23 protein-coding genes are annotated in these 20821 nt (G+C 73.6%); 12 read left to right on the top strand and 11 right to left on the bottom strand.

Features of this window, described 5'->3' with window-relative positions; all coding sequences use genetic code 11:
• Positions 1 to 66: 66 nt before the first annotated feature.
• The gene (locus tag O2W15_RS07170; RefSeq protein ID WP_269162630.1) at positions 67 to 1314 is read right to left on the bottom strand and encodes an MFS transporter; all 1248 of its coding nucleotides are present in this window, start codon (positions 1312 to 1314) and stop codon (positions 67 to 69) included.
• A gap of 184 nt (positions 1315 to 1498) precedes the next feature.
• On the bottom strand, positions 1499 to 3304 hold the full coding sequence (locus O2W15_RS07165; protein ID WP_269162629.1) for a phosphoenolpyruvate carboxykinase (GTP): 1806 nt from the start codon (positions 3302 to 3304) through the stop codon (positions 1499 to 1501).
• A gap of 206 nt (positions 3305 to 3510) precedes the next feature.
• Between O2W15_RS07165 and O2W15_RS07160 the strand changes: the two genes are divergently transcribed.
• Positions 3511 to 4686, top strand: a complete 1176-nt coding sequence (locus tag O2W15_RS07160) for an NADH:flavin oxidoreductase/NADH oxidase (RefSeq protein ID WP_269178906.1) — start codon at positions 3511 to 3513, stop codon at positions 4684 to 4686.
• A 92-nt stretch (positions 4687 to 4778) separates the two neighbouring features.
• On the opposite strand, the gene O2W15_RS07155 is transcribed toward O2W15_RS07160, so the two are convergent.
• Entirely contained in the window at positions 4779 to 5282 is a 504-nt protein-coding gene (locus tag O2W15_RS07155) for an SRPBCC domain-containing protein (RefSeq protein WP_269178905.1), read from the bottom strand.
• The gene (locus O2W15_RS07150; protein ID WP_036335844.1) at positions 5279 to 5608 is read right to left on the bottom strand and encodes an ArsR/SmtB family transcription factor; all 330 of its coding nucleotides are present in this window, start codon (positions 5606 to 5608) and stop codon (positions 5279 to 5281) included. The genes O2W15_RS07155 and O2W15_RS07150 overlap by 4 nt, the downstream gene beginning before the upstream one ends.
• A gap of 81 nt (positions 5609 to 5689) precedes the next feature.
• Here O2W15_RS07150 and O2W15_RS07145 point away from each other — a divergent pair, with 81 nt between their 5' ends.
• From O2W15_RS07145 to O2W15_RS07130, 4 genes are all read left to right on the top strand, one after another.
• The gene (locus O2W15_RS07145) at positions 5690 to 5926 is read left to right on the top strand and encodes a hypothetical protein (RefSeq protein ID WP_269162626.1); all 237 of its coding nucleotides are present in this window, start codon (positions 5690 to 5692) and stop codon (positions 5924 to 5926) included.
• Positions 5927 to 6033: 107 nt separating this feature from the next.
• On the top strand, positions 6034 to 6276 hold the full coding sequence (locus O2W15_RS07140; RefSeq protein ID WP_269178904.1) for an acyl carrier protein: 243 nt from the start codon (positions 6034 to 6036) through the stop codon (positions 6274 to 6276).
• A gap of 124 nt (positions 6277 to 6400) precedes the next feature.
• Entirely contained in the window at positions 6401 to 6901 is a 501-nt protein-coding gene (locus O2W15_RS07135; protein WP_269178903.1) for an FBP domain-containing protein, read from the top strand.
• Between the two features lie 42 nt (positions 6902 to 6943).
• Entirely contained in the window at positions 6944 to 7906 is a 963-nt protein-coding gene (locus O2W15_RS07130; RefSeq protein WP_269178902.1) for an NAD(P)H-dependent flavin oxidoreductase, read from the top strand.
• An 84-nt stretch (positions 7907 to 7990) separates the two neighbouring features.
• Here the strand turns inward: O2W15_RS07130 and O2W15_RS07125 are convergent, their stop codons facing one another.
• From O2W15_RS07125 to O2W15_RS07115, 3 genes are read right to left on the bottom strand one after another with little or no spacing between them, the layout of a single operon-like run.
• Complete coding sequence (locus O2W15_RS07125; protein WP_269178901.1) at positions 7991 to 8683, bottom strand: DsbA family oxidoreductase; 693 nt, start codon at positions 8681 to 8683, stop codon at positions 7991 to 7993.
• Between the two features lie 41 nt (positions 8684 to 8724).
• Positions 8725 to 9009, bottom strand: a complete 285-nt coding sequence (locus tag O2W15_RS07120) for a DUF1905 domain-containing protein (protein WP_269162621.1) — start codon at positions 9007 to 9009, stop codon at positions 8725 to 8727.
• Positions 9010 to 9053: 44 nt separating this feature from the next.
• Complete coding sequence (locus O2W15_RS07115) at positions 9054 to 9419, bottom strand: MerR family transcriptional regulator (RefSeq protein WP_269178900.1); 366 nt, start codon at positions 9417 to 9419, stop codon at positions 9054 to 9056.
• A gap of 93 nt (positions 9420 to 9512) precedes the next feature.
• Here O2W15_RS07115 and O2W15_RS07110 point away from each other — a divergent pair, with 93 nt between their 5' ends.
• Positions 9513 to 10217 (top strand): SDR family oxidoreductase, encoded by a 705-nt coding sequence (locus O2W15_RS07110; protein ID WP_269178899.1) that lies wholly within the window; start codon positions 9513 to 9515, stop codon positions 10215 to 10217.
• Positions 10218 to 10266: 49 nt separating this feature from the next.
• On the opposite strand, the gene O2W15_RS07105 is transcribed toward O2W15_RS07110, so the two are convergent.
• A complete protein-coding gene (locus tag O2W15_RS07105) occupies positions 10267 to 10644 on the bottom strand; it encodes an FKBP-type peptidyl-prolyl cis-trans isomerase (RefSeq protein WP_269178898.1) in 378 nt (125 codons plus the stop codon).
• A gap of 196 nt (positions 10645 to 10840) precedes the next feature.
• Between O2W15_RS07105 and O2W15_RS07100 the strand changes: the two genes are divergently transcribed.
• Positions 10841 to 13570 (top strand): ATP-binding protein, encoded by a 2730-nt coding sequence (locus tag O2W15_RS07100; protein WP_269178897.1) that lies wholly within the window; start codon positions 10841 to 10843, stop codon positions 13568 to 13570.
• Here O2W15_RS07100 and O2W15_RS07095 read toward each other — a convergent pair.
• The 3 genes from O2W15_RS07095 to O2W15_RS07085 form a co-directional block, all read right to left on the bottom strand.
• Positions 13527 to 14822 (bottom strand): AI-2E family transporter, encoded by a 1296-nt coding sequence (locus O2W15_RS07095; protein ID WP_269178896.1) that lies wholly within the window; start codon positions 14820 to 14822, stop codon positions 13527 to 13529. The genes O2W15_RS07100 and O2W15_RS07095 overlap by 44 nt on opposite strands.
• A 159-nt stretch (positions 14823 to 14981) precedes the next feature.
• A complete protein-coding gene (locus O2W15_RS07090) occupies positions 14982 to 16250 on the bottom strand; it encodes an acyl-CoA dehydrogenase family protein (protein WP_269178895.1) in 1269 nt (422 codons plus the stop codon).
• Positions 16251 to 16394: 144 nt separating this feature from the next.
• Positions 16395 to 16595 (bottom strand): hypothetical protein, encoded by a 201-nt coding sequence (locus tag O2W15_RS07085; RefSeq protein ID WP_269162614.1) that lies wholly within the window; start codon positions 16593 to 16595, stop codon positions 16395 to 16397.
• A 185-nt stretch (positions 16596 to 16780) separates the two neighbouring features.
• On the opposite strand from O2W15_RS07085, the gene O2W15_RS07080 reads away from it, so the two are divergent.
• The 5 genes from O2W15_RS07080 (at position 16781) to O2W15_RS07060 (ending at position 20764) form a co-directional block, all read left to right on the top strand.
• The gene (locus tag O2W15_RS07080; RefSeq protein ID WP_269162613.1) at positions 16781 to 17104 is read left to right on the top strand and encodes an FmdB family zinc ribbon protein; all 324 of its coding nucleotides are present in this window, start codon (positions 16781 to 16783) and stop codon (positions 17102 to 17104) included.
• A gap of 52 nt (positions 17105 to 17156) precedes the next feature.
• A complete protein-coding gene (locus tag O2W15_RS07075; RefSeq protein ID WP_269178894.1) occupies positions 17157 to 17816 on the top strand; it encodes an AmiS/UreI family transporter in 660 nt (219 codons plus the stop codon).
• Between the two features lie 62 nt (positions 17817 to 17878).
• On the top strand, positions 17879 to 19132 hold the full coding sequence (gene fmdA, locus O2W15_RS07070; RefSeq protein ID WP_269178893.1) for a formamidase: 1254 nt from the start codon (positions 17879 to 17881) through the stop codon (positions 19130 to 19132).
• Positions 19133 to 19168: 36 nt separating this feature from the next.
• Positions 19169 to 20431 (top strand): formamidase, encoded by a 1263-nt coding sequence (gene fmdA, locus O2W15_RS07065; RefSeq protein ID WP_269178892.1) that lies wholly within the window; start codon positions 19169 to 19171, stop codon positions 20429 to 20431.
• A gap of 60 nt (positions 20432 to 20491) precedes the next feature.
• On the top strand, positions 20492 to 20764 hold the full coding sequence (locus O2W15_RS07060) for an FmdB family zinc ribbon protein (protein ID WP_269178891.1): 273 nt from the start codon (positions 20492 to 20494) through the stop codon (positions 20762 to 20764).
• Positions 20765 to 20821: the final 57 nt, after the last annotated feature.

Here is a 20821-nt window from a genome sequence, read left to right as displayed (position 1 = left end):
TCCCAGCCGCACGTCGTCCCGGCCTGCTCCCGGGTCCGACCCCAGGCCCCGGATAAGGGTTCTCCTTCAGTGCGCCAACGCCGGGGAGGCGGCGTGCTCGGCCGGCACGTGCAGGGTCCGCTGCCACAGGGCGACCACCACCGCCGCCAGTCCCGCCGCCACCGTGGCGACCAGGAAGCTGGCGTTCGCGCCGACCGTGTCCACGATCTTCCCGGCGGCCGACGCCCCGATCGCCACCCCGAGGGCGAGGGCGGTGCCGATCCAGGTGAACGCCTCGGTGACCGCGGAGCGGGGCACCAGCACCTCGGCCAGGGTGAAGGCACTGATCAACGACGGTGAGACGGCGATGCCGGCGACCACCACGAGCGGCAGCATCAGCCAGTAGCTGGTGACCAGCACCAGCGGCACGGTCAGCACGGTGAGGACGACGAGGGCGGCGACCAACCGGTGCCGCAGCCGCACCTTCCAGTGCACGACGCCCCAGCCGATGCCGGCGAACATCGAGCCGGCGGCCAGGCCGGCGATGAGCAGACCGGACAGCGAGCGTTGACCGACCTCGTCGGCGAAGGCGACCAGGCCGATCTCCAGGGCACCGAGGATGGCGCCGACCGCGGCCCCCACCACGAACAGCACCCGCAGCCCCCGCACCCGGATCGCCGACGCCCCGCGCCGGTGCCCGTGCGCGGCCGGGGGCGGCTCGGTGTGCCCCTGCGCGGCGAACAGCAGGCTGCCGACGGCGGCCAGCGTGAACGCGGTGACGACCCCGGAGGTGGTGTGCCCGGTGGTGGACAGGAAGGTGACCAGCACCGGCCCGACGATGAACACGAACTCGTCGACCACCGACTCCATCGCCAGGGCGGTCGGCAGCCGCGGGGTGCCGCGGAGCAGGTGGGTCCAGCGCACCCGGATCATCGAGGAGACCGGCGGGATGCTCGCCCCGGCGGCGGCGGCGGAGAGGAACACCGTCCACAGCGGCCAGCCGCCGCGCACCGACCAGAGGAAGGCCACCCCCGAGACGACGAAGATCGCCAGCACGCCCAACAGCACCCGCCGCTGGGCGTGGGTGTCGGCCAGCCGGCCGATCACCGGCCCGGCGATCGCGGTGGCGATCGCGCCGACCGCGGCCACCGCACCGCCCAGGCCGTAGGAGCCCGTCTCGGACTGGACGAGCAGCACACTGCCCAGACCGATCATCGACAGCGGCAGCCGGCCGATGAACGCGGCCAGCACCATCGGCAGGGCATGCGGGGTCCGCAGCACGTGCAGGTAGGGGTTGGGCACGAGCGGACTGGCCTCCGTCACGGGGATGGGCACGCCCCCGCCACGCTAACCCGGCGGCATCGCCACCCGCGGGACGGGCACGGGAGCGTCGCCGGACGGGATCCCGGACGCGACGAGGTCCCGCCCCCCGACGACGCTGTCGGTGAGCGGGACCTCGTCCGAGGGTCGGCCACCGCGACGGCCGACCCGGTCCATGGGCCCCCGGAGGGGCGTGCCGCTAGGCCAGGCGGCTCTTGAGGATCTCCAGCTCGTCCCACATGGTGCTGGGCAGCTTCTCGCCGAACTTCTCGAACCACTCGGTGATCTGCGGGACCTCGGCCTGCCACTCCTGCTTGTCCACGCGCAGCGCCTGCTCGACCTGCTCGCGCGTCATCCCCAGACCCGAGACGTCGAGGGAGTCCGGCGTCGGCACGTGCCCGACCGGGGTCTCCTCGGCGGCCGCCGTGCCCTCGAGGCGCTCGACGACCCACTTGAGCACGCGGCTGTTCTCCCCGAACCCGGGCCACAGGAAGCCGCCGTCGTCGTCCCGGCGGAACCAGTTCACGTAGAAGATCCGGGGCAGCTTGCTGGCGTCGTGCTGCTTGCCGGTGTCGACCCAGTGCTGGAAGTAGTCACCGGCGTTGTAGCCGATGAACGGCAGCATGGCGAAGGGGTCGCGGCGGACGACGCCGACGGCACCGGTGGCCGCCGCGGTGGTCTCCGAGGAGAGCGTCGCGCCCATGAACACGCCGTGGTTCCAGTCCCGGGCCTCGCTGACCAGCGGGATCGTGGTCTTGCGGCGTCCGCCGAAGAGGATCGCCGAGATCGGCACGCCCTTCGGGTCCTCGTACTCCGGGGCCAGGATCGGGCACTGGGTGATCGGGGTGCAGAAGCGGCTGTTCGGGTGGCTGGAGGGCTCGTCGGAGTCCGGCGTCCAGTCCCGGCCCTTCCAGTCGGTCAGGTGGGCGGGGGCGTCGTCGGTCATCCCCTCCCACCAGATGTCGCCGTCGTCGGTCAGCGCGACGTTGGTGAACACCGAGTTGCCCTGGTCGATGGTGCGCATGGCGTTGGGGTTGGTGTCCCAGCCGGTGCCCGGGGCGACGCCGAAGAGGCCGTACTCGGGGTTGAGGGCGTAGAGCCGGCCGTCCTCGCCGAAGCGCATCCAGGCGATGTCGTCGCCGAGGGTCTCGACCTTCCAGCCGGGGATGGTCGGCTCGAGCATCGCCAGGTTCGTCTTGCCGCAGGCCGACGGGAAGGCCGCGGCGACGTAGTACGTCTTCTGGCGCGGGCTGGTGAGCTTGAGGATCAGCATGTGCTCGGCGAGCCAGCCCTCGTCCCGGGCCATGACCGAGGCGATGCGCAGCGAGTAGCACTTCTTGCCCAGCAGGGCGTTGCCGCCGTAGCCGGAGCCGTAGGACCAGATGGCCCGCTCCTCGGGGAAGTGCACGATGTACTTGGTGTCGCTGCACGGCCAGGGGACGTCGTTCTGGCCGGCCTCCAGCGGGGCGCCGAGGGAGTGCATCGCCGGCACGAACGGCCGGTCGGACCCCATCGCCTCGAGCACCCGGCCGCCGATCCGGGCCATGACCCGCATCGAGACCACGACGTACTCGGAGTCGGTGAGCTCGACGCCGAACATGGGGTTCTCGGCCTCGACCGGGCCCATGCAGAACGGGATGACGTACATCGTCCGGCCGCGCATGCACCCCCGGTACAGCTCGGTCATGACGGCCTTCATCTCGGCCGGTTCCATCCAGTTGTTGGTGGGACCGGCGTCGGCCTCGTCGACCGAGCAGATGAAGGTGCGGTCCTCGACCCGGGCGACGTCGCTGGGGTCGGAGGCGCAGTGGAAGGAGTTGGGCTTCTTCGCCAACCGGGTGAACGTGCCGGCGTCCACGAGCCGGGTGGTGAGCCGCTCCCACTCCTCGTCGGAGCCGTCGACCCACACCACCTGGTCGGGCTGGGCCAGCTCGGCCATCTCCTGCACCCAGGCGAGGAGTCGGGCGTGCGTGGTGGGGGCGTTCTCGAGACCTGGGATGGCCACGGAAGTCACGGCGTCTCCTCCTTCGGGTGCCGCCGGCGTGGGTGTCGCACCGGCGCTGGCGCTGTGTCGGCCCCCCGGCCGCGACGCTGGGGCCGGGGGATCGGGCCAGGCTACCGCCTGCCAGGCGTACGTCTAGAACGTCTACCTGAAGTGTGACGTACCTCCCCCCGGGATGCCATCGAGCCCCTCTCGGGTTGTCGGCGGTCGTGAGCACCCCTCAGCTCCTGCAGCCCCTGACCCTGCGCGGGGTCACCCTCCCCAACCGCCTCGCGGTGGCTCCGATGTGCCAGTACTGCGTCTCCGACGGGGTGGTCGGCGACTACCACCTGGTGCACCTGGGCCGCTTCGCCCTCGGCGGCTTCGGCCTGGTGATGGTGGAGGCGACCGGGGTGACGGCCGACGGCCGGATCAGCCCCGGGGACGTCGGCCTGTGGAACGACGAGCAGGTGCCCGGCCTCGCCCGGGTGGCCGCCTTCCTGCGCGAGCACGGCAGCGTCGCGGCCATCCAGCTGGCGCACGCCGGCGGCAAGGGCAGCACCCTGCGCCCGTGGGACGGCGACGGCCCGGTGACCGCGGACAACGCCCGCCCCGGCGACGTCCCGTGGACGCCGGTCTCCCCCAGCGGCGTGCCGATGGGCGAGGGCTGGCCGGCCCCCCGTGCGCTCACCACCGAGGAGCTGTCCGGTGTGCGCGACGCCTTCGTCGCCGCCGCCCGCCGGGCGCTGACCGCCGGGTTCCAGGTGGCCGAGGTGCACACCGCGCACGGCTACCTGCTCAACGAGTTCCTCTCCCCGCTGACCAACACCCGCACCGACGCCTACGGCGGGTCGCTGGAGAACCGGATGCGGTTCCCGCTCGAGGTGGTCGAGGCCGTGCGCGCCGTCTGGCCGGCCGACCTGCCGCTGATGGTCCGGGTCTCCGCCGTCGACGCGACCCGCGAGGGGACGACGCTGGCCGACACGATCGCCTTCTGCCGGGAGCTCAAGGCCCTCGGGGTCGACGCGGTCGACGTCTCCGGCGGGGGCATCGGCACCGGCTGGGAGCACCCGATCGGCTACGGCTACCAGGTGCCCTTCGCCGCCGCGATCAAGGAGCAGGTCGGCATCCCGACCATGGCCGTGGGCCTGGTCGTCGACCCGCAGCAGGCCGACGCCGTCGTCGCCACCGGCCAGGCCGACCTGGTCGCCGTCGCCCGGGAGGCGCAGGACGACGCGAACTTCGCCCTGCACGCCGCCCGGGCGCTGACCAGCTCCTACGACGCCTACCCGGTGCAGGCCGGCCCGCGGCTGGCCTCCCGCGACCGCCTGCTGGGTCGGTTGGGCCCGTGGACCGGCCCGGACCCGGTCCGGGTCCACGAGCCGGCCTCGACGCCTCGAGGCTGACCCCTCCGGGCCAGGGCCGCCCCCCAGGGGCTGAGCCACCTGCTCGACCGTGGAGCCGCGGCGCACCCCGGCTCCACGGTCGGCCGGTCAGCTCAGGCCTGCGGCGAGCGCCCGTAGGCGGGCCCGGTGGCGGCGAGGAAGCCGTCCCAGTCGCCGGGCGCCGGCCGGTCGCCCACCTCGGCGTCGAACTTGTCCAGGTACCAGTGCCAGCCGAGCACGTAGTCGGTGACCTCGGTGCCCGGGGCGAAGAGCTGGGTGAACAGCAGCACCGTCTCGCCGTCCCGGGCGGTCAGGTCCAGTTCGACCCGCCAGCCCTCCTCGGTGTCCCAGTCGACCACCAGCCGGTGCGGCGCCGCGCACTCCACGATCCGCATCGGCTCGCCGATCGGCGCCTCCTCGTGCGTCATCGTGAAGGTGCCCGAGCCGCCGGCCCGGCGCTCTCCCTCGTACGTGCCGATCCAGCGGGCCATCCGGTCGGGCTCGGTGAGCGCCGCCCAGACGTCGTCGATCGGGTCCGGCCAGCTGCGGCGGAACTGCAGCCGCACGCCCTCGGGCAGCTCGGTGACCTGCCCCAGCCGCTCGTCCGGTGTCGTCATCGACCGTCCTCCTGCGTTCGGGCCCGCCGTCCGCGGGCGATCTCGGTGTCCAGCGCGTCCAGCCGCTGCGCCCACAGCCGCCGGTAGGGGGCCAGCCAGGCGTCGAGCTCCGACAGCGGCCGCGGGTCCAGCGCGTACACCCGGCGCTGCCCCTCGGCCCGGACCTGCACCAGTCCGGCCTCGCGGAGCACCCGCAGGTGCCGGCTGATCGCCGGGCGGCTGACCGGGAACTGCCCGGCCAGCTCACCTGCGCCCTGCTCCCCGGCGGCGAGCAGGGCGACGATCTGCCGCCGGGTCGGGTCGGCCAGGGCCGCGAGTGCCTCCACGACCAGATGTGTAACAGGTGGCTTACTTAACTGTCCAGTTACGCACGTTCGGACGGCGCACCACCGGGGCACGGTCGGACCATGACCGTCACCGATCCCGACGTCCCCGACCCCCTCAACGACCCGCGCACGCTGCAGGCCGACCCCGGCGCCCTCGGCGAGGGCGAGGACCTCGCCTCCACCGAGGACGACCAGGTCTCGACCGGCGAGGACGAGCTCGCCTCGTCCCGCACCGAGGCCGACGAGGCCGGCGGCGGTGACGTGACCGGCGGCTTCGCCGGCGCGGTGGGCGAGGCGCCGACCAACGACCAGACCTGAGACGGAACGGTCCGACCCGGGTGTCACCCGCCCGTGGGCGGGGTAGCGCGACGAGGTCAGATCCCGAGGCTCAGCAACGGCCCCATGCGCACTCCTGAGGAGGACCCATGGCCACCGGTGAGACCGGCTTCGCCGACGTCACGTTCGACCTGATCTCCGTCCAGTACCACTCCCTGAAGGCAGGGCACGACTACGGCCAGTACGTCCGGGATGCCGAGAACGCCGGCCTGGACGACGTCGCCTCGTTCTTCCGCGAGGTGATGGAGCAGGACTCGCAGCGCGCCGAGCGCGCCCACGAGCTGCTCCGCACGCTGGCGGGCACCGAGCACGGCGGCCCAGCCACCACCTGACGCCGTGCTCCACCAAAATGGCCATTTTGGTGGATCGCAGGCGCCGGGAAATCCGGGTGCGACGGGACGGGCGCGGTACGTAACCTCTGCGGCCGTCCCGTCCCGACGCCCCTGGAGGTCTCCCGTGCACGCCCTGACCGAGGCGGCCATCCGCCGCTCGATGGTCAACTGCTCCCGGAGCGAGGCCGCCGCCCTCACGCCACCCCGCGACCTCGCCGAGCTGGACTGGGCGTCGCTGGACGTGCTCGGGTGGCGGGACGCGAAGGCCGAGCTGCGCGGCTACCTGGTGCACGAACGGGACGGCGAACCGGTCGGTGCCGCCCTGCGCGCCGCGGACACGAAGATGTCCAGCCGCCGCTCGGCGATGTGCCTGCTGTGCCACTCGGTGCAGTCGGCCGCCGACGTCTCGTTGTTCACCGCCCGGCGGGTCGGCGCGGCCGGGCGCAACGGCAACACCGTGGGCACCTACATCTGCGCCGACCTGGACTGCGCGAGCCGGGTGACCGCCGTCCCGCCGTCGGCCCTGCACCTGGACGAGGAGCTGCAGGCCCTCGCGGTCGAGGAGCAGGTCGTGGGGCTGCACAAGCGGCTGCAGGCCTTCACCGCCGACGTCACCCGCCGCTGACCGCCCGCTGCACTCCCCGAGCCGAGGGACGACGATGGGCCGGTGATCAAGACCCCGCTGACCCGCTGGTTCGACCTCGACGTCCCGGTCTTCGGTGCTCCGATGGCCGGGGTGGCCGGCGGCGAACTCGCCCGGGCCGTCTCCCTCGGCGGCGGGCTCGGCATGATCGGCGTCGGCTCGGACACCCCGGTGGAGTGGGTCGCCGAGCAGGCGCGGCTTCCCGCGGAAGCCGACGTCTCCTTCGGCGTCGGCCTGATGGCCTGGGCCCTGGAGCGGCGCCCCGAGCTGCTGACCGCGGCGATCGCCACCGAGCCGGCGCTGGTCTCGGTCTCCTTCGGCGACCCGGCGCCCTTCGTCGGGCCGCTGCACGACGCCGGGATCGCGGTGGCCACCGCGGTGAACTCACGCGCCGACCTGGACCGCGCCCTGGACGCCGGGGCCGACGTGATCGTGGCGCAGGGCACCGAGGCCGGCGGGCACACCGGGCAGCGGGCCACCCTGCCGCTGCTGCAGGAGGTGCTGGCCGCGACCGACCGGCCGGTGCTCGCCGCCGGCGGGGTGGCCACCGGAGCCGGCCTGGCCGCCGTCCTCATCGCCGGCGCCGCCGGGGCCTGGATCGGCACCCCGTTCCTGTCCTGCACCGAGGCGGCCAACACCCCGGCCGCCCGGGCGCGCGTCCGGGCCGCCGGGGGCGACTCCACCGTGCTGACCAGCGCCTTCGACGTCGCCCAGGGTCTGCCCTGGCCGGCTCGCTGGCCCGGGCGGGCACTGGCCAACGAGTTCACCCAGCTCTGGCACGGCCGGGAGACCGAGCTGCGCGGCGACACCGCGGCGGCCGACCTGGTCCGGCGGGCCCGGGAGGAGGGCGACCTGGACCACGCCCCGGTCTACGCCGGGGAGTCGGTCGGGCTGGTCACCACTGAGGAGTCGGCGACCGACGTCGTCCGCCGGCTCGCTGGCGGTGCCCGCAAGGCCCTGGAACGCGCTCCCCGCCTGCTCGGCTGAGCGGCGCTCTGCACGCGCTTCCCCCACTCTGCACGTGCTGCGACGCGTGCGAAGCGGCTGGAAAGCGTGCAGAGCAAGTGGGACCTAGACGGCGCAGCTGCCGTCCGTGCAGCCCTCGGCGGCGGGGACGGTGGTGAGCGGGTGGGTGTCGGCCCAGGCCCGCTCGAGCAGCTGCAGGAGCGTCTCGGCCGGCTGCGCCCCGGAGGCGCCGTAGGCGCGGTCGACGACGAAGAAGGGGACGCCGGTCGCGCCGAGCGCCCGGGCGGTCTCGATGTCGGCGTGGACGGCGGGCAGGTACCGGTGGTCGGCCAGCGCGGCGCGCACCTCGGCCTCGTCCAGCCCCACCTCGACGGCGAGGGGCACCAGCGCGTCCACGTCGAACACCGAGCGGCGCTCGGTGAAGTGCGCGTTCAGCAGCCGTTCCTTCATCGCCCCGCCCAGGCCCCGCTCGGCGGCGAGGTGGAGGAGCTGGTGGGCGAGGAGCGTGTTGCCGCTGACCCCATGGACGAGGTCGTAGTCCAGCCCCTCGGCGGCGGCGACCTCCTCGACCCGGCGCATCTGGCCGGCCATCTCCTCGACGCTGCGGCCGTACTTGGCCGCCAGCGCCGGCAGCGTCGGCTCGGTATGCCCCTCGGGCACGCTCGGGTCGAGCTGGAAGGAGCGCCAGACCACCTCGACCTGGTCGGCGTGCGGGAAGCGGGAGAGCGCGGTCTCCAGCTTGCGCTTGCCGATGTAGCACCACGGGCACACGACGTCGGACCACACCTCGACCTGCATGCCTCCCCAAACCCCCGGCCTGGCCACGGCATTCCGACTGCTCAGCCGGCGCGCTCCGCCAGGTGGACCTGCACCGGGGCGCCGGCCTCGCTCTTGCCGATCTGGGCGCAGAGCGCCTTCTTCAGCGGCAACCAGTGCGGCCCCCGACCCGAGGGCATCAGGGTGGCGGCGAACGGGTGGCCGTCCAGCGTCCCGGCGACGCGCACCGCCCGCCGGGTGCCCAGCACCTCTGCCGAACCGGGGAGCTCCAGGTAGGTGGGGAAGGCGCCGTCCTTGGCGATGACGCAGGAGAAGGCGGCGTCGACGGGCTGGGATGTGGTGGTCATGCAGGAGAGGACTGCCGACCCGCCGAGAACTCATCGGCGTCGCGTCAGGAGGCGGCCTCGACCGCCGGCACGTACTCGGCACCGATGCGGATGATCTCGGCAAGCCGCTCGCGGGCCCGGGTGAGCTCGGCGATCTGCCGGTCGATGCCGTCGAGCTGCTCGACCAGCCGGTCCATCATCGCCGGCGTGGCCACCCGGGTGTGCACGCACGGCAGCAGCTCCAGCACGTCCTTGCTGGTCAGCCCGGCGGCGTAGAGCTGCTGGATGAAGTGCACCCGGTCCACCGCGCCCTCCGGGTACCGGCGCTGACCGCTGGGGCTGCGCTCGGCCTCCAGCAGCCCCTGCTCCTCGTAGTAGCGCAACGCCCGCACGCTCACGCCCGCCGCGGCAGCGACCTCACCGATCCGCACAGGTCCTCCCGGTGGCCCAGATCACCCTTGCCTCTGACGTCAACGTCAGGTCTTAGCGTCCCCCACAGATCCCGCCGACACAAGGAGAACACCATGGACATCACCGGATCGGTCGCCCTCGTCACCGGCGCCAACCGCGGCCTCGGCCGCCACTTCGCCCAGCAGCTGCTCGAGCGCGGGGCCACGAAGGTCTACGCGACCTCCCGCCGCCCCGAGCTCGTCGACGTCCCCGGTGTGGAGGTGCTGCGGCTGGACGTCACCGACCCGGAGTCGATCGCCGCCGCCGCAGCAGCCGCCGGCGACGTCACGCTGCTGGTCAACAACGCAGGCCTCACGACCCGGGCCGACCTCGTCACCGGTGACCTGGCCGACGTCCGGCTGGAGATGGAGACGCACTTCTTCGGCACGCTGGGCGTCATCCGGGCGTTCGCTCCGGTGCTCGCCCGCAACGGCGGGGGCGCGATCGCCAACGTGCTCTCGGCGCTCTCCTGGTTCTCCACCGCCGGCGCCAACGCCTACAGCGCCGCCAAGGCCGCGGAGTGGAGCCTGACCAACGGCGTCAGGATCGAGCTCACGAAGCAGGGCACCTCGGTCACCGGGGTCGTGCTGGGAGCCGCCGACACCGACATGATGGCCGGCTACACCGGCCCGATGAGCGACCCGGCCGACGTCGTCCGGGCTGCGCTCGACGGCGTCCAGGCCGGCGACTGGGAGGTGCTGGTCGACGACTGGAGCCGGGGCGTCAAGGCCGCACTGGCCGCCGACCCGCGCGAGTTCTACAGCCCGCAGGCCTCCTGAGGGGACGCCTCCTCCCGGCGGGTCGCCGGGAGGAGGCCTGCCGCTGGGGTCAGCGGACGCCGACGAGGTCGACGACGAAGACCAGGGTGGCGCCGGGCTTGATGACGCCGCCGGCGCCACGCTCGCCGTAGGCCTTGTGCGGCGGGATGGTCAGCCGGCGGCGGCCTCCGACCTTCATGCCGACGATGCCCTCGTCCCAGCCCTGGATGACCATGCCGACGCCGATGCGGAACTCCAACGGGTCGCCGCGGTCCCAGGAGGCGTCGAACTGCTCGCCGCCGTCGTGGGTGACGCCCACGTAGTGCGCACTCACCAGGCTGCCGGCGGTGGCCTCGGGGCCGTCACCGACCACCAGGTCCTCGATCACCAGGTCGGACGGGACGGGCCCGGTGGGGGGCTCGACGTCGGGGCGGGCCAGCTCTGCCACGGGGGTCTCCTCGGGGTCGGCGCCAGGGCTCTCCCGGCGGTTCTGCCCCCATCCAACCCGCCCGGCGGCCTGGGGGCACAGCTGGCCTCCGGGGCCGGGCAGACCCCCGGAGGTAGGTTGCACGTCGCGGGTGGGTCGCTGGTGACCGCCGCCGAGCACAGCCCTGCCCGGGCTGTCCGGGTCCGCAGGCGTGCTGGTGTCCAGGCTGGAGGTGTGCGTGGCCCCCGATGCGACCTCGGCTGCGTCGGGTGCTCCCGGTGCCGCCGACATCTTCGCCGGTGGCGGCGAGACCGGCCGGCTGATGGCCGGGCTCGACTGGTCCGCCACGCCGGTGGGCCCGGTCGAGGGCTGGCCGGCGAGCCTCCGCTACGCCGTCCGCACCATCCTGGCCTCGCGCTTCCCCATGATCCTCACCTGGGGCCCGCAGTACACCCAGCTGTACAACGACGGCTACGCCACCCTGATCGGCGCCAAGCACCCCGGGGCCCTCGGTGGCGACCTGCGGGTCACCCAGGCCGAGGGGTGGGACGTCCTCCAGGGCCCGGTCGAGCACGCGATGACCACCCGGGAGGCCACCTGGCTGCCCCGGCTGCCGCTGCTGCTCGAGCGCGCCGGCTACCGCGAGGAGACCTACTTCACCGTCTCCCACGCCCCGGCGTTCGGCGACGACGGGCTGGTCGCCGGGATGCACGCCGTCTGCACCGAGGTGACCAACGAGGTGCTCGGCGAACGGCGTCAGCAGCTGCTGCACGAGCTCTCCTGCACCGAGGCCGAACGGGGCGACGAGCAGGCGGTGCTCGCCGCCCTGTGCCACACCCTGGGCAGCGATCCGCTCGACGTCCCGTTCGCGGCGGTCTACCTCGACGGGGGCGACGGCCTCCGGCGGGCCGGCACGGTCGGCTGCTCGGCCGAGCTGCTGCCCGCCTCCGTCGCCGACGCCGCCGAGCTGCCCGGACCGGTCGCCGGGCTCGGGCTGGTCGGCGGGTTCTGGCAGGACCCGGTCGGCGACGCCGTCGTGCTGCCGCTGGGCGGCGCCGTGGACGAGGAGCGGATCGGCGTCCTGGTCGCCGGGGTCAGCCCGAACCGCGCCCTGGACGCCGAGTACCGCACCTTCCTGGACCTCGTCGCCGGGCAGTTCACCAGCGCGTTGGGCAACGCCCGGGCGTTCGAGGACGAGCGGCGGCGAGCCGAGTCGCTGGCCGAGCTCGACCGGGCGAAGACGGCGTTCTTCTCCGACGTGAGCCACGAGCTGCGCACCCCGCTCACCCTGCTGCTCGGGCCGATCAGCGACGTGCTGGCCGACACCACCAGCCCGCTGCCCCGCGCCACCCGCGACCAGCTGGGCCTGGCCCTGCGCAACGGGCAGCGACTGCAGCGCCTGGTCAACGACCTGATGGACTTCGCCAGCATCGAGGCCGGCCGGGCCGGCGCGGTGCGCGTGCCGACCGACGTCGCCGCCTTCACCGCCGAGCTGGCCGGGGTGCTGCGGGCCGCCGCCGAACGGGCCGGACTGAGCCTGACAGTCGACTGCCCCCCGTTGGACCGCCGGGTGCACGTCGACCCGCGGATGTGGGAGAAGGTGGTGCTCAACCTGCTCTCCAACGCGGTCAAGTACACCTTCGTCGGCGGGATCGAGCTGACGCTGCGGGGCGGGGCCGATGCGGTGGTGCTCACCGTCGCCGACACGGGGATCGGCATCCCCGCAGCCGAACTGCCGCTGGTGTTCGACCGCTTCCACCGGGTGCAGGGGTCCCTGGCCCGCAACCGGGAGGGGACCGGCATCGGACTGGCCCTGGTCCGCGAACTGGTCGGCCTGCACGGCGGCACCGTGACGGTGGACAGCGAGCCCGGCGCCGGGAGCACCTTCACCGTCACGATCCCCTACGGCAGCCCCGACGCCCCCGCCGACCCGGCGTCCTCGGTCGCTCCCTCGGCCGCCGCGCACGGCACCGCCGCCTCCTGGATCGCCGACGTGACCCCCGACCAGCTGCCCGCCACCCCCGCAGGCGCCACCGCCACGGTGCTGGTCGTCGACGACAACGCCGACATGCGCACCTACCTCACCCGGCTGCTGGCGCCGATCTGGCGGGTCCGCACCTGCACCAACGGCGAGGAGGCGCTGGCGGCCGTCGCCGAGCAGCAGCCCGACGTCGTCCTCACCGACGTGATGATGCCGCGCGTCGACGGCTTCGAGCTGCTCCGCCGGCTGCGGGCCGCCCCGGCCACCTCCAGCATCCCGGTGATCATGCTGACCGCCCGGGCCGGGCAGGAGGCCGCGGTCGAGGGCTTCACGGCCGGGGTCGACGACTACCTCGCCAAGCCGTTCCAGGCCGCTGAGCTGATCGCCCGGGTGCGCGTCGCGGTCGAGCGCAGTGCAGGCGCCCGCGCCCGCGCCCGCACCGACGCCGGTCCCGTCCCCGCCCTCCCGCTGCCCCCGACGCCGGTCGTGCCGGCCGGACCGGCCGAGGTCCGCGCGCTGGTGCCGGCCTGCCGGCCGCCGGCCACCACCCCGGCACCGACGGCCGCACCGGTGCTCCGCGAGCACTGGCGGTTCCCCGCCACCCCCCGGGCGATCCCCGGGCTCCGGCGGGCCCTGCGCCGGGTGCTGATCGACGCCGGGCTGGACGAGGACCAGGTCTACGACCTGCTGCTAGCCGCCTGCGAGGCGGCCACCAACGCGGTCGAACACGCCCAGGACCCCACCGAGCCCGTCGTCGACGTGACCGTCGAGGCATCCGTGGACGGCGTGGAGATCACCGTGCGCGACCACGGGCAGTGGCGGGAACGGGTGCCGAGCATGGACCGCGGGCGCGGCTCGACGCTGATGAGCGCGTTCGCCGACATCACCGTCGTCCCCAGCCCCGAGGGCACGACCGTGACCATCAGGAGTCGCCCGGCGCCTCCGCCGCTCCACCCCGGCGGCTAGCTCCTCCGCTGCCTGCGCCGTCCCCCGCCGGCCGGCCCCCGGCAGCCGACACCTCGCGCCGGGACGCGCCGCCGGGCCCGAACCGGAGCCGGAGCCCACGGGGCCGCGGGTCGGCGTCCTCCTCGCCGTGCCGACCGGCCAGGGCCACGGCGATCGCGTAGAGGACGGCGGTCAGCGGTACGGCGACGACCGCCCCGGCGATCCCCCACAGCAGGCCGCCGACCGTGAGCGCGTAGACGATGCCCAGGGGGTGGAGGAACACCGTCCGCCGCATGATCAGCGGCTGCAGGAGGTTGCCCTCGACCTGCTGCACCACCACCACCGCAGCGAGCACCCACAGCGCCTCGGTCAGCCCACCCGAGGCGTAGGCCACCAGCACGGCGGCCAGCCCCGCCACGAAGGCGCCGACGACCGGGACGTACGCACCGAGGAAGGTGAGCACGGCCAGGGCGAAGGGCAGCGGCACGCCGATGAGCACCAGGGCCAGGCCGATGCCGACGGCGTCCATCAGCGCCACGACCGTGGTCCCCCGCAGGTAGCCACCCAGGGTCTTCCAGGCGCCGTTCCCGGCGGCGTCGGCAGCCGCACGCCGGTCGGCCGGCACGAGCCGGAGGCACAACCGCCAGATCCGGGCCCCGTCGTAGACCAGCCAGAAGGCGGTGAACAGGGCGAGGACCAGCGCGGCCGCGACGGAGATGGCCGTCGTGGCGCCGGACACCAGCATCCCCGGCCCGGGTGCGCCGGCCCCGGCCCCACTGGGGGCCACCTGGCTGATCAGCCCGTCGATGAGCGAGTTGACCCGCTGCGGGGACAGGCCGACCGTCTCGACCAGACTGCTGCGCAGCCGGTCCAGCCCGCTGGCCAGGGTGGGCCGCAGGCTGGCCAGCTGCCCGGCGACCTGCTGCTGCAGGAAGAAGACGACCCCGCCCAGCAGGGCGAGGAAGACCACCATCACCAGCCAGGTGGCCGCCAGGCGGGGCAGCCCGCCCCGGTCCAGCCAGGAGACGACCGGCCGCATGAGCGCGGTCAGCAGCAGACCGGCCAGGAAGGTGAGCACCACGGTGCCGAGCACGACGGCCAGCTGCACCGCGAAGTAGACGACGGCGCCGATCGCGAGCGTCCAGACGCACCACATCCCGGCGGTCCGGACCCCGGCGGGCACACCTGCGTCGGTCGCCGTCCCCGCCTGCCCACCGGCGGGCGGGTCGGTCGGCGAGCCTGCCGACGGGCGCTGATCGGGGTCCGCTGACACGTGCATCTCCTCCACCGGGGCGACTCGGGTCGGTGCGGGCCTCCCGTGGCTGAGGAGGTGGGCGAGTCGGGGCACCGGGCGGAGGCGTCTGCGACGCCGCCGGTCCCGGCACCCCTCCTGCCCGACCGCGCCGCCGCCGACACGCACGGCCGCAGCCGGTCAGCCCAGCGGGCTGCGCGGCAGCATGGTGTTGCTGATGATCCGCTTCTGGATCTCGCTGGTGCCCTCGAAGATCGTGGTCAGCCGCGCGTCCCGCCAGTGCCGTTCGACCTGCCGCTCGGTGGTGTAGCCGTTGCCGCCGTGCAGCTGCATGGCCTGGTTGGTGACGCGCACCGCCATCTCGGTGGCCTGCAGCTTCACCATCGCCGCCTCCTTCTCGCACGGCACTCCCTCGTCGAGCAGGTGCGCCACCTGGCGATAGAACGCCCGCGCCTGTTCCACCTGGGCGGCCATGTCGGCCAGCGTGAAGCGCAGCGCCTGGAAGTCGCCGATCGGGTGGCCGAACTGGGCGCGCTCCTGCAGGTAGAGCACGCAGTCCTCGACCGCGGCCCGGGCCAGGCCGACGGCGCGAGCGGCGGTGTGCACGCGGGCGGTGTTCAGGAAGGCCTGCGCCTCGCGGAAGCCGGCGCCGGAGTCGCCGCTGCTGTCGGACCCTCCGCCCTCGCCCGGGCCGACGATCAGGTCCGCGGCCGGGATGCGGACCCCGTCGAAGGTGAGGTCCCAGGTCAGGAAGCCGTGGTAGCCGACCTTGTCGATGGCGTAGCCGGACAGCCCCGGCGGGAACGAGCCGCGCTCCTTGACCAGCAGCAGGTTCCGCAGGCCGCGGGAGCGGGACTCCCCCGGCTGCGGGTCGGCCACCCGGACCAGCACCTGGATGAAGTCGGCGGCCTTGGCGTTGCCGCACCAGCGCTTGCGCCCGGTGACCACCCACTCGTCGCCGTCGCGCACCGCGCGGGTCTGCACGTTGGCCAGGTCCGACCCGGCCTCGGGCTCCGACAGCGCCACCGCGCCGATCCAGGAGCCCCCGGCACTGCGCCGCAGCAACTCGCGGCGGCGGTCGGGGTCGGCGACCGCCGTCCCCATGCCCTGGGACCGGGCCAGGATGCTGGCCACGCTCATCCACGCCCGGGCCAGCTCCTCGCTGACCATGCAGTACTCGAAGACGCCGAGCCCCAGCCCACCGTCGGCCGCGGGGACGGTGACGCCGAACCACCCCAGCTCACCGAGCCGCTCGAGGAGGTGCTGCGGGATCTCGCCCTTCTGCGGGTCGAGCTCGTTCGCGACCGGCAGCACCTCGTCCATGGCGAACCGGCGGGCCTGCTCCATCAGCGCGGCCCGCTCGGGCGTGTGCCACGGGGAGTGCAGGACGGGTGGCTCGGGCAGCCAGGTGTCGTCGGTCTCGGCGGGGCGGCTGGCGGTCGACGTCATCGTCGGTGCCTCCTGGGTCGGGTTCCGGTCCGCCCTACTGTCGGGTAACAACGTGCCCGACGCACCCCTACGTGACCGAGGCAACACAGCCATCGCGTGACGGACCGGCCCGCTCAGCGAGCGCGGGAGCGCGCCCACCGGGTGTCAACGCCCCTGTCGTCCCTGGACAGCTCGCGCGGTGAGGAGCACCGAGGTCACCAGGACGGCACAGGCAGCCGCGGTGAGGACGAAGCTCGCGAGGCGGCTCCCTGGTGGCGCCTGCAGCGTGGTCATGACCGTCAGGAAGACCGAGACGGCCAGCCCGGCGATCATGGCCCGTCTCGTGTGCAGCGTCCGTCTGGTCATGGGTGCTCCTGTTCGGTGGGTGACAACGTAGGCCGCATCTCGCCCGGCCGCCGGTTCCACGACGATGTCCATCCGGTGCGTCACGACGCGCCGTCACGCTCCGGGGCGGGGGCCTCCCCCGGATCCCCATCGCCTTGACCCCCTCCGGTGGGCGGGACGAGCGTGCGCCTGGTCCGGAGGGGCCCGTGCCCCTCCGCCGGTGTGACCGGAGGTGCGACATCGCCGTCTACCTGTACCGCTGCCCCGACCACGGCACGACCGAGACCCGGTGCGCGATGGGCGCCGCCCCCGCTGCGGTCGAGTGCCCGGCCTGCGGGTCGACCGCCGCGCGGGTGTTCACCGCTCCCCGCCTCTCCTTCGGCTCCCCGGTGCGCCGGGCCCTGATCGAGCGGACCGAGCGCACCGGCGACCAGCCCGACGTCGTCTCCGCCCCGCCTCCGGGGCCGCGTCCCGGCCGACGGGCCGACGTGCTGCGCAACCCGGCGCTGAGCCGGCTGCCCCGGCCCTGAGGGCGGGCCCTCCGCAGATCCCGATCGACTGCACGAGAGGGGAGGGGCCGAGATGGCCAGTGTCGGCCTGCTGTACGTCGGAGCGGTCCTGATCGTCAACGGCCTGATGCTCCTGGGCCGGGTGGACGCCCGGGCGGCCGCACCGCTGAACTTCTTCGTCGGCGCGCTGCAGGTGTTCACGCCCACCTACCTGATCATCACCTCCGGCGGCGACCCGGACGTGGTCCTCGGCGCCTCCGGGCTCTACCTGTTCGGCTTCACCTACCTCTACGTGGGCCTGAACCTGACCCGCGGCCTGGACGGCACCGGGCTCGGCTGGTTCTCCGCCTTCGTGGCGGCCTGCGCCGTGGTCTACGCGGGGCTGAACTTCGGCCGGCTGGACGACCCGGCCTTCGGGGTCATCTGGCTGTACTGGGCGGTGCTGTGGGCGCTGTTCTTCCTGGTGCTCGGGCTGAAGCGGGAGGAGCTCACCCGGTTCACCGGGCTGGTCGCCGTCGTCGCCGGGGTCTTCACCTGCGCCGTCCCCGCGTTCCTGCTGCTGACCGGCGTGTGGGCGGAGAACGTGACGACGGCGGCGATCGTGCTCGCCGTCGTCCTGCTGCTCTCCCTGGCCCTGTTCCCCGCGTTCCGCGACCGGCGCAGCACACAGGTGCACGGCAACGTCGTGGAAGAGCAGCCCGTGCCGGACGCGCCCGCCGACCGGCGGAGGTGAGGCCCGCCCCCGAGCCGTCGGCCGACCGCCCCGCAGCCAGACCCGAGCCCAGGAGCCAGACCATGCCCGAGCGCCTGTTCCCCCTCGACTCCAGCAAGCCGTTCACCGAGCAGCAGCACATCGGCCACAACCGCTGGCACCCCGACATCCCCGCCCAGGTGACCGTCCGCCCCGGGGACACCTTCCGGGTCGACTGCCGCGAGTGGTTCGACGGGGCCATCCACAACGACGACTCCGCCGACGACATCCGGGACGCGCCGCTGTCCACGGTGCACGTGCTCAGCGGCCCCTTCGCCGTGGAGGGCGCCGAGCCCGGTGACCTGCTGATCGTCGACATCCTCGACGTGGGGCCGATCCCGCAGGAGGACTCCGGCCCGCTGGCCGGGCAGGGCTGGGGGTACACCGGGATCTTCGCCCGGCAGAACGGCGGCGGCTTCCTCACCGACCAGTTCCCGGACGCCTACAAGGTGATCTGGGACTTCGCCGGGCAGACGGCGACCTCCCGGCACGTCCCGCACGTCTCGTTCACCGGCATCGTGCACCCGGGCCTGATGGGCACCGCGCCGTCGGCGGAGCTGCTGGCCCGCTGGAACCGCCGCGAGGGCGCCCTGATCGCCACCGACCCCGATCGGGTGCCGCCGCTGGCCCTGCCACCCCTGCCACAGGACGCGATCCTCTCCGGCCTGACGGGCGCGGAGTACGACCGGGTCGCCGGCGAGGCCGCCCGCACCGCGCCGCCCCGGGAGAACGGGGGCAACCAGGACATCAAGAACCTGACGAAGGGCAGCCGGGTCTTCTACCCGGTGTTCGTGCACGGGGCGAAGCTGTCGCTCGGCGACCTGCACTTCTCCCAGGGCGACGGCGAGATCACCTTCTGCGGCGCCATCGAGATGGGCGGCTTCATCGACCTGCACGTCGACCTGATCAAGGGCGGCATGGAGACCTACGGGGTCAGCGAGAACGCCATCTTCATGCCGGGCAACGTCGACCCCCGGTACGAGCGGTGGCTGGCCTTCTCCGGGACGTCGGTGACGCTGGACGACGAACAGCGCTACCTGGACTCGCACCTGTCCTACCAGCGGGCCTGCCTGCACGCGATCGACTACCTGACCAAGTTCGGCTGGTCGCCCGAGCAGGCCTACATGATCCTCGGCGCCGCGCCGATCGAGGGCCGGCTGTCCGGGGTGGTCGACATCCCCAACTCCTGCTCCACCGTCTACCTCCCCACCGGCATCTTCGACATCGACGTCACCCCCTCGGCGTCCGGACCGACGCGGATCGACCCCGGCATGGGCGTCCCCCGGTCGAGCTTCTGACCCGCCCGACCGTCCACCCGACCCGAGGAGCCTCCCGTGCCCGAAGTGATCTTCGAGATCAACCCTGACCTGAGCGTGTCGATGCGCGACCAGACGGTGCCCGGCCACAACCGCTGGCACCCCGACATCCCGCCCGCCAACACGGTGGCCCCCGGCGGGACCTACCGGATCGAGTGCAAGGACTGGACCGACGACCAGGTCCGCAACACCGACGACGCCGACGACATCCGCGACATGAACATCGACCCGTGCCACATGCTCAGCGGGCCGTTCGCCATCGAGGGCGCCGAACCCGGTGACCTGCTCGTCGTCGACATCGTGGACATCGGCCCCTTCCAGGAGCAGGAGTGGGGCTACACCGGGATCTTCGCCAAGGAGAACGGCGGCGGCTTCCTCACGGACCACTCCCCGCAGGCGTCCAAGGCGATCTGGGACCTCGACGGCATCTGGACCAGCAGCCGGCACGTGCCCGGCGTCCGGTTCATCGGCAACTCCCACCCCGGACTCTTCGGCTGCGCCCCCTCGCCCGACCTGCTCGCGGAGTGGAACCGGCGGGAGCAGGCGCTGATCGACCAGAACCCGGACCGGGTCACCGGTGACGTCCCGGCACACGACGGCGACGTCCCCGGGGCGCCGCAGGTCCCGGCGCTCGCCCTCCCCCCGCTCTCCAAGGACGCGCTGCTGGGGACGCTGCGCGGCGCGGACCTGGACCGGGCGGCCGCCGAGGCCTGCCGGACCATCCCGCCGCGCGAGCACGGCGGCAACGTCGACATCAAGGACCTCGGCGTGGGCAGCCGGGTCTACATGCCGGTGTACGTGCCCGGGGGCAAGTTCTCCATCGGTGACCTGCACTTCGCCCAGGGGGACGGCGAGATCACCTTCTGCGGGGCGATCGAGATGCCCGGCTTCATCGACCTGCACTTCGACCTGATCAAGGGCGGGATGGACCGTCACAAGCAGTCCATGCCGTTCTTCAAGCCCGGCCGGGTGGGCCCGAACTACTCGGAGTTCCTCACCTTCGAGGGGATCAGCGTCGAGGACGGCCGCAACTACTACATGAACGCGACGGTCGCCTACCGCCAGGCCTGCCTCAACGCCATCAACTACCTGATGCCGGCCATGGGCTGGACCTTCGAGCAGGCGTACCTGTTCCTCGGGGCAGCACCGATCGACGGCCGGATCGGCGGGGTGGTCGACATCCCGAACAGCGCGGTCTCGATCAGCATCCCGCTGTCGATCTTCGACCGGAACATCCTGCCCGACGGTGCCGGCGGCGGCCGGGACCTGACGGCCGACTGACGCTGGTGCGGGGCGGGCCCGGCCCGCCCCGCACCTCCTTCCCCCGAGAGGAGCACCGCGTTGCCGCTGTACGAGTTCCGCTGCCCCGAGTGCGGCCCGTTCGACCTGCACCGCGACATGCGGGACGCCGCCGCCACGGCACCCTGCCCGGCCTGCGACCGGACGGCACAGCGCCACTACCGCGTGGGGGTCGGGCGCCCTCCCGCCGGCGCGCTGCGCGACGCCGGCCGCGCCGACCGTGCCCGCGTCGACCGGGCCCGCAGTGGCGAGCCGGTGGTCACCGGCCCACCCACGGGACGCCGCCTGCCCGGCGGTGGGGCCCACCGGCACTGACCCGGCAGCGGGACCGCCCGACCCCGGCTACGGTCCAACGCACCGGCACCAGCACCG

Origin of the sequence: Modestobacter sp. VKM Ac-2979, assembly GCF_026967995.1 — a bacterium.
Taxonomy (GTDB): Bacteria; Actinomycetota; Actinomycetes; order Mycobacteriales; family Geodermatophilaceae; genus Modestobacter.
This window is presented reverse-complemented; position numbering and strand designations above follow the sequence as displayed.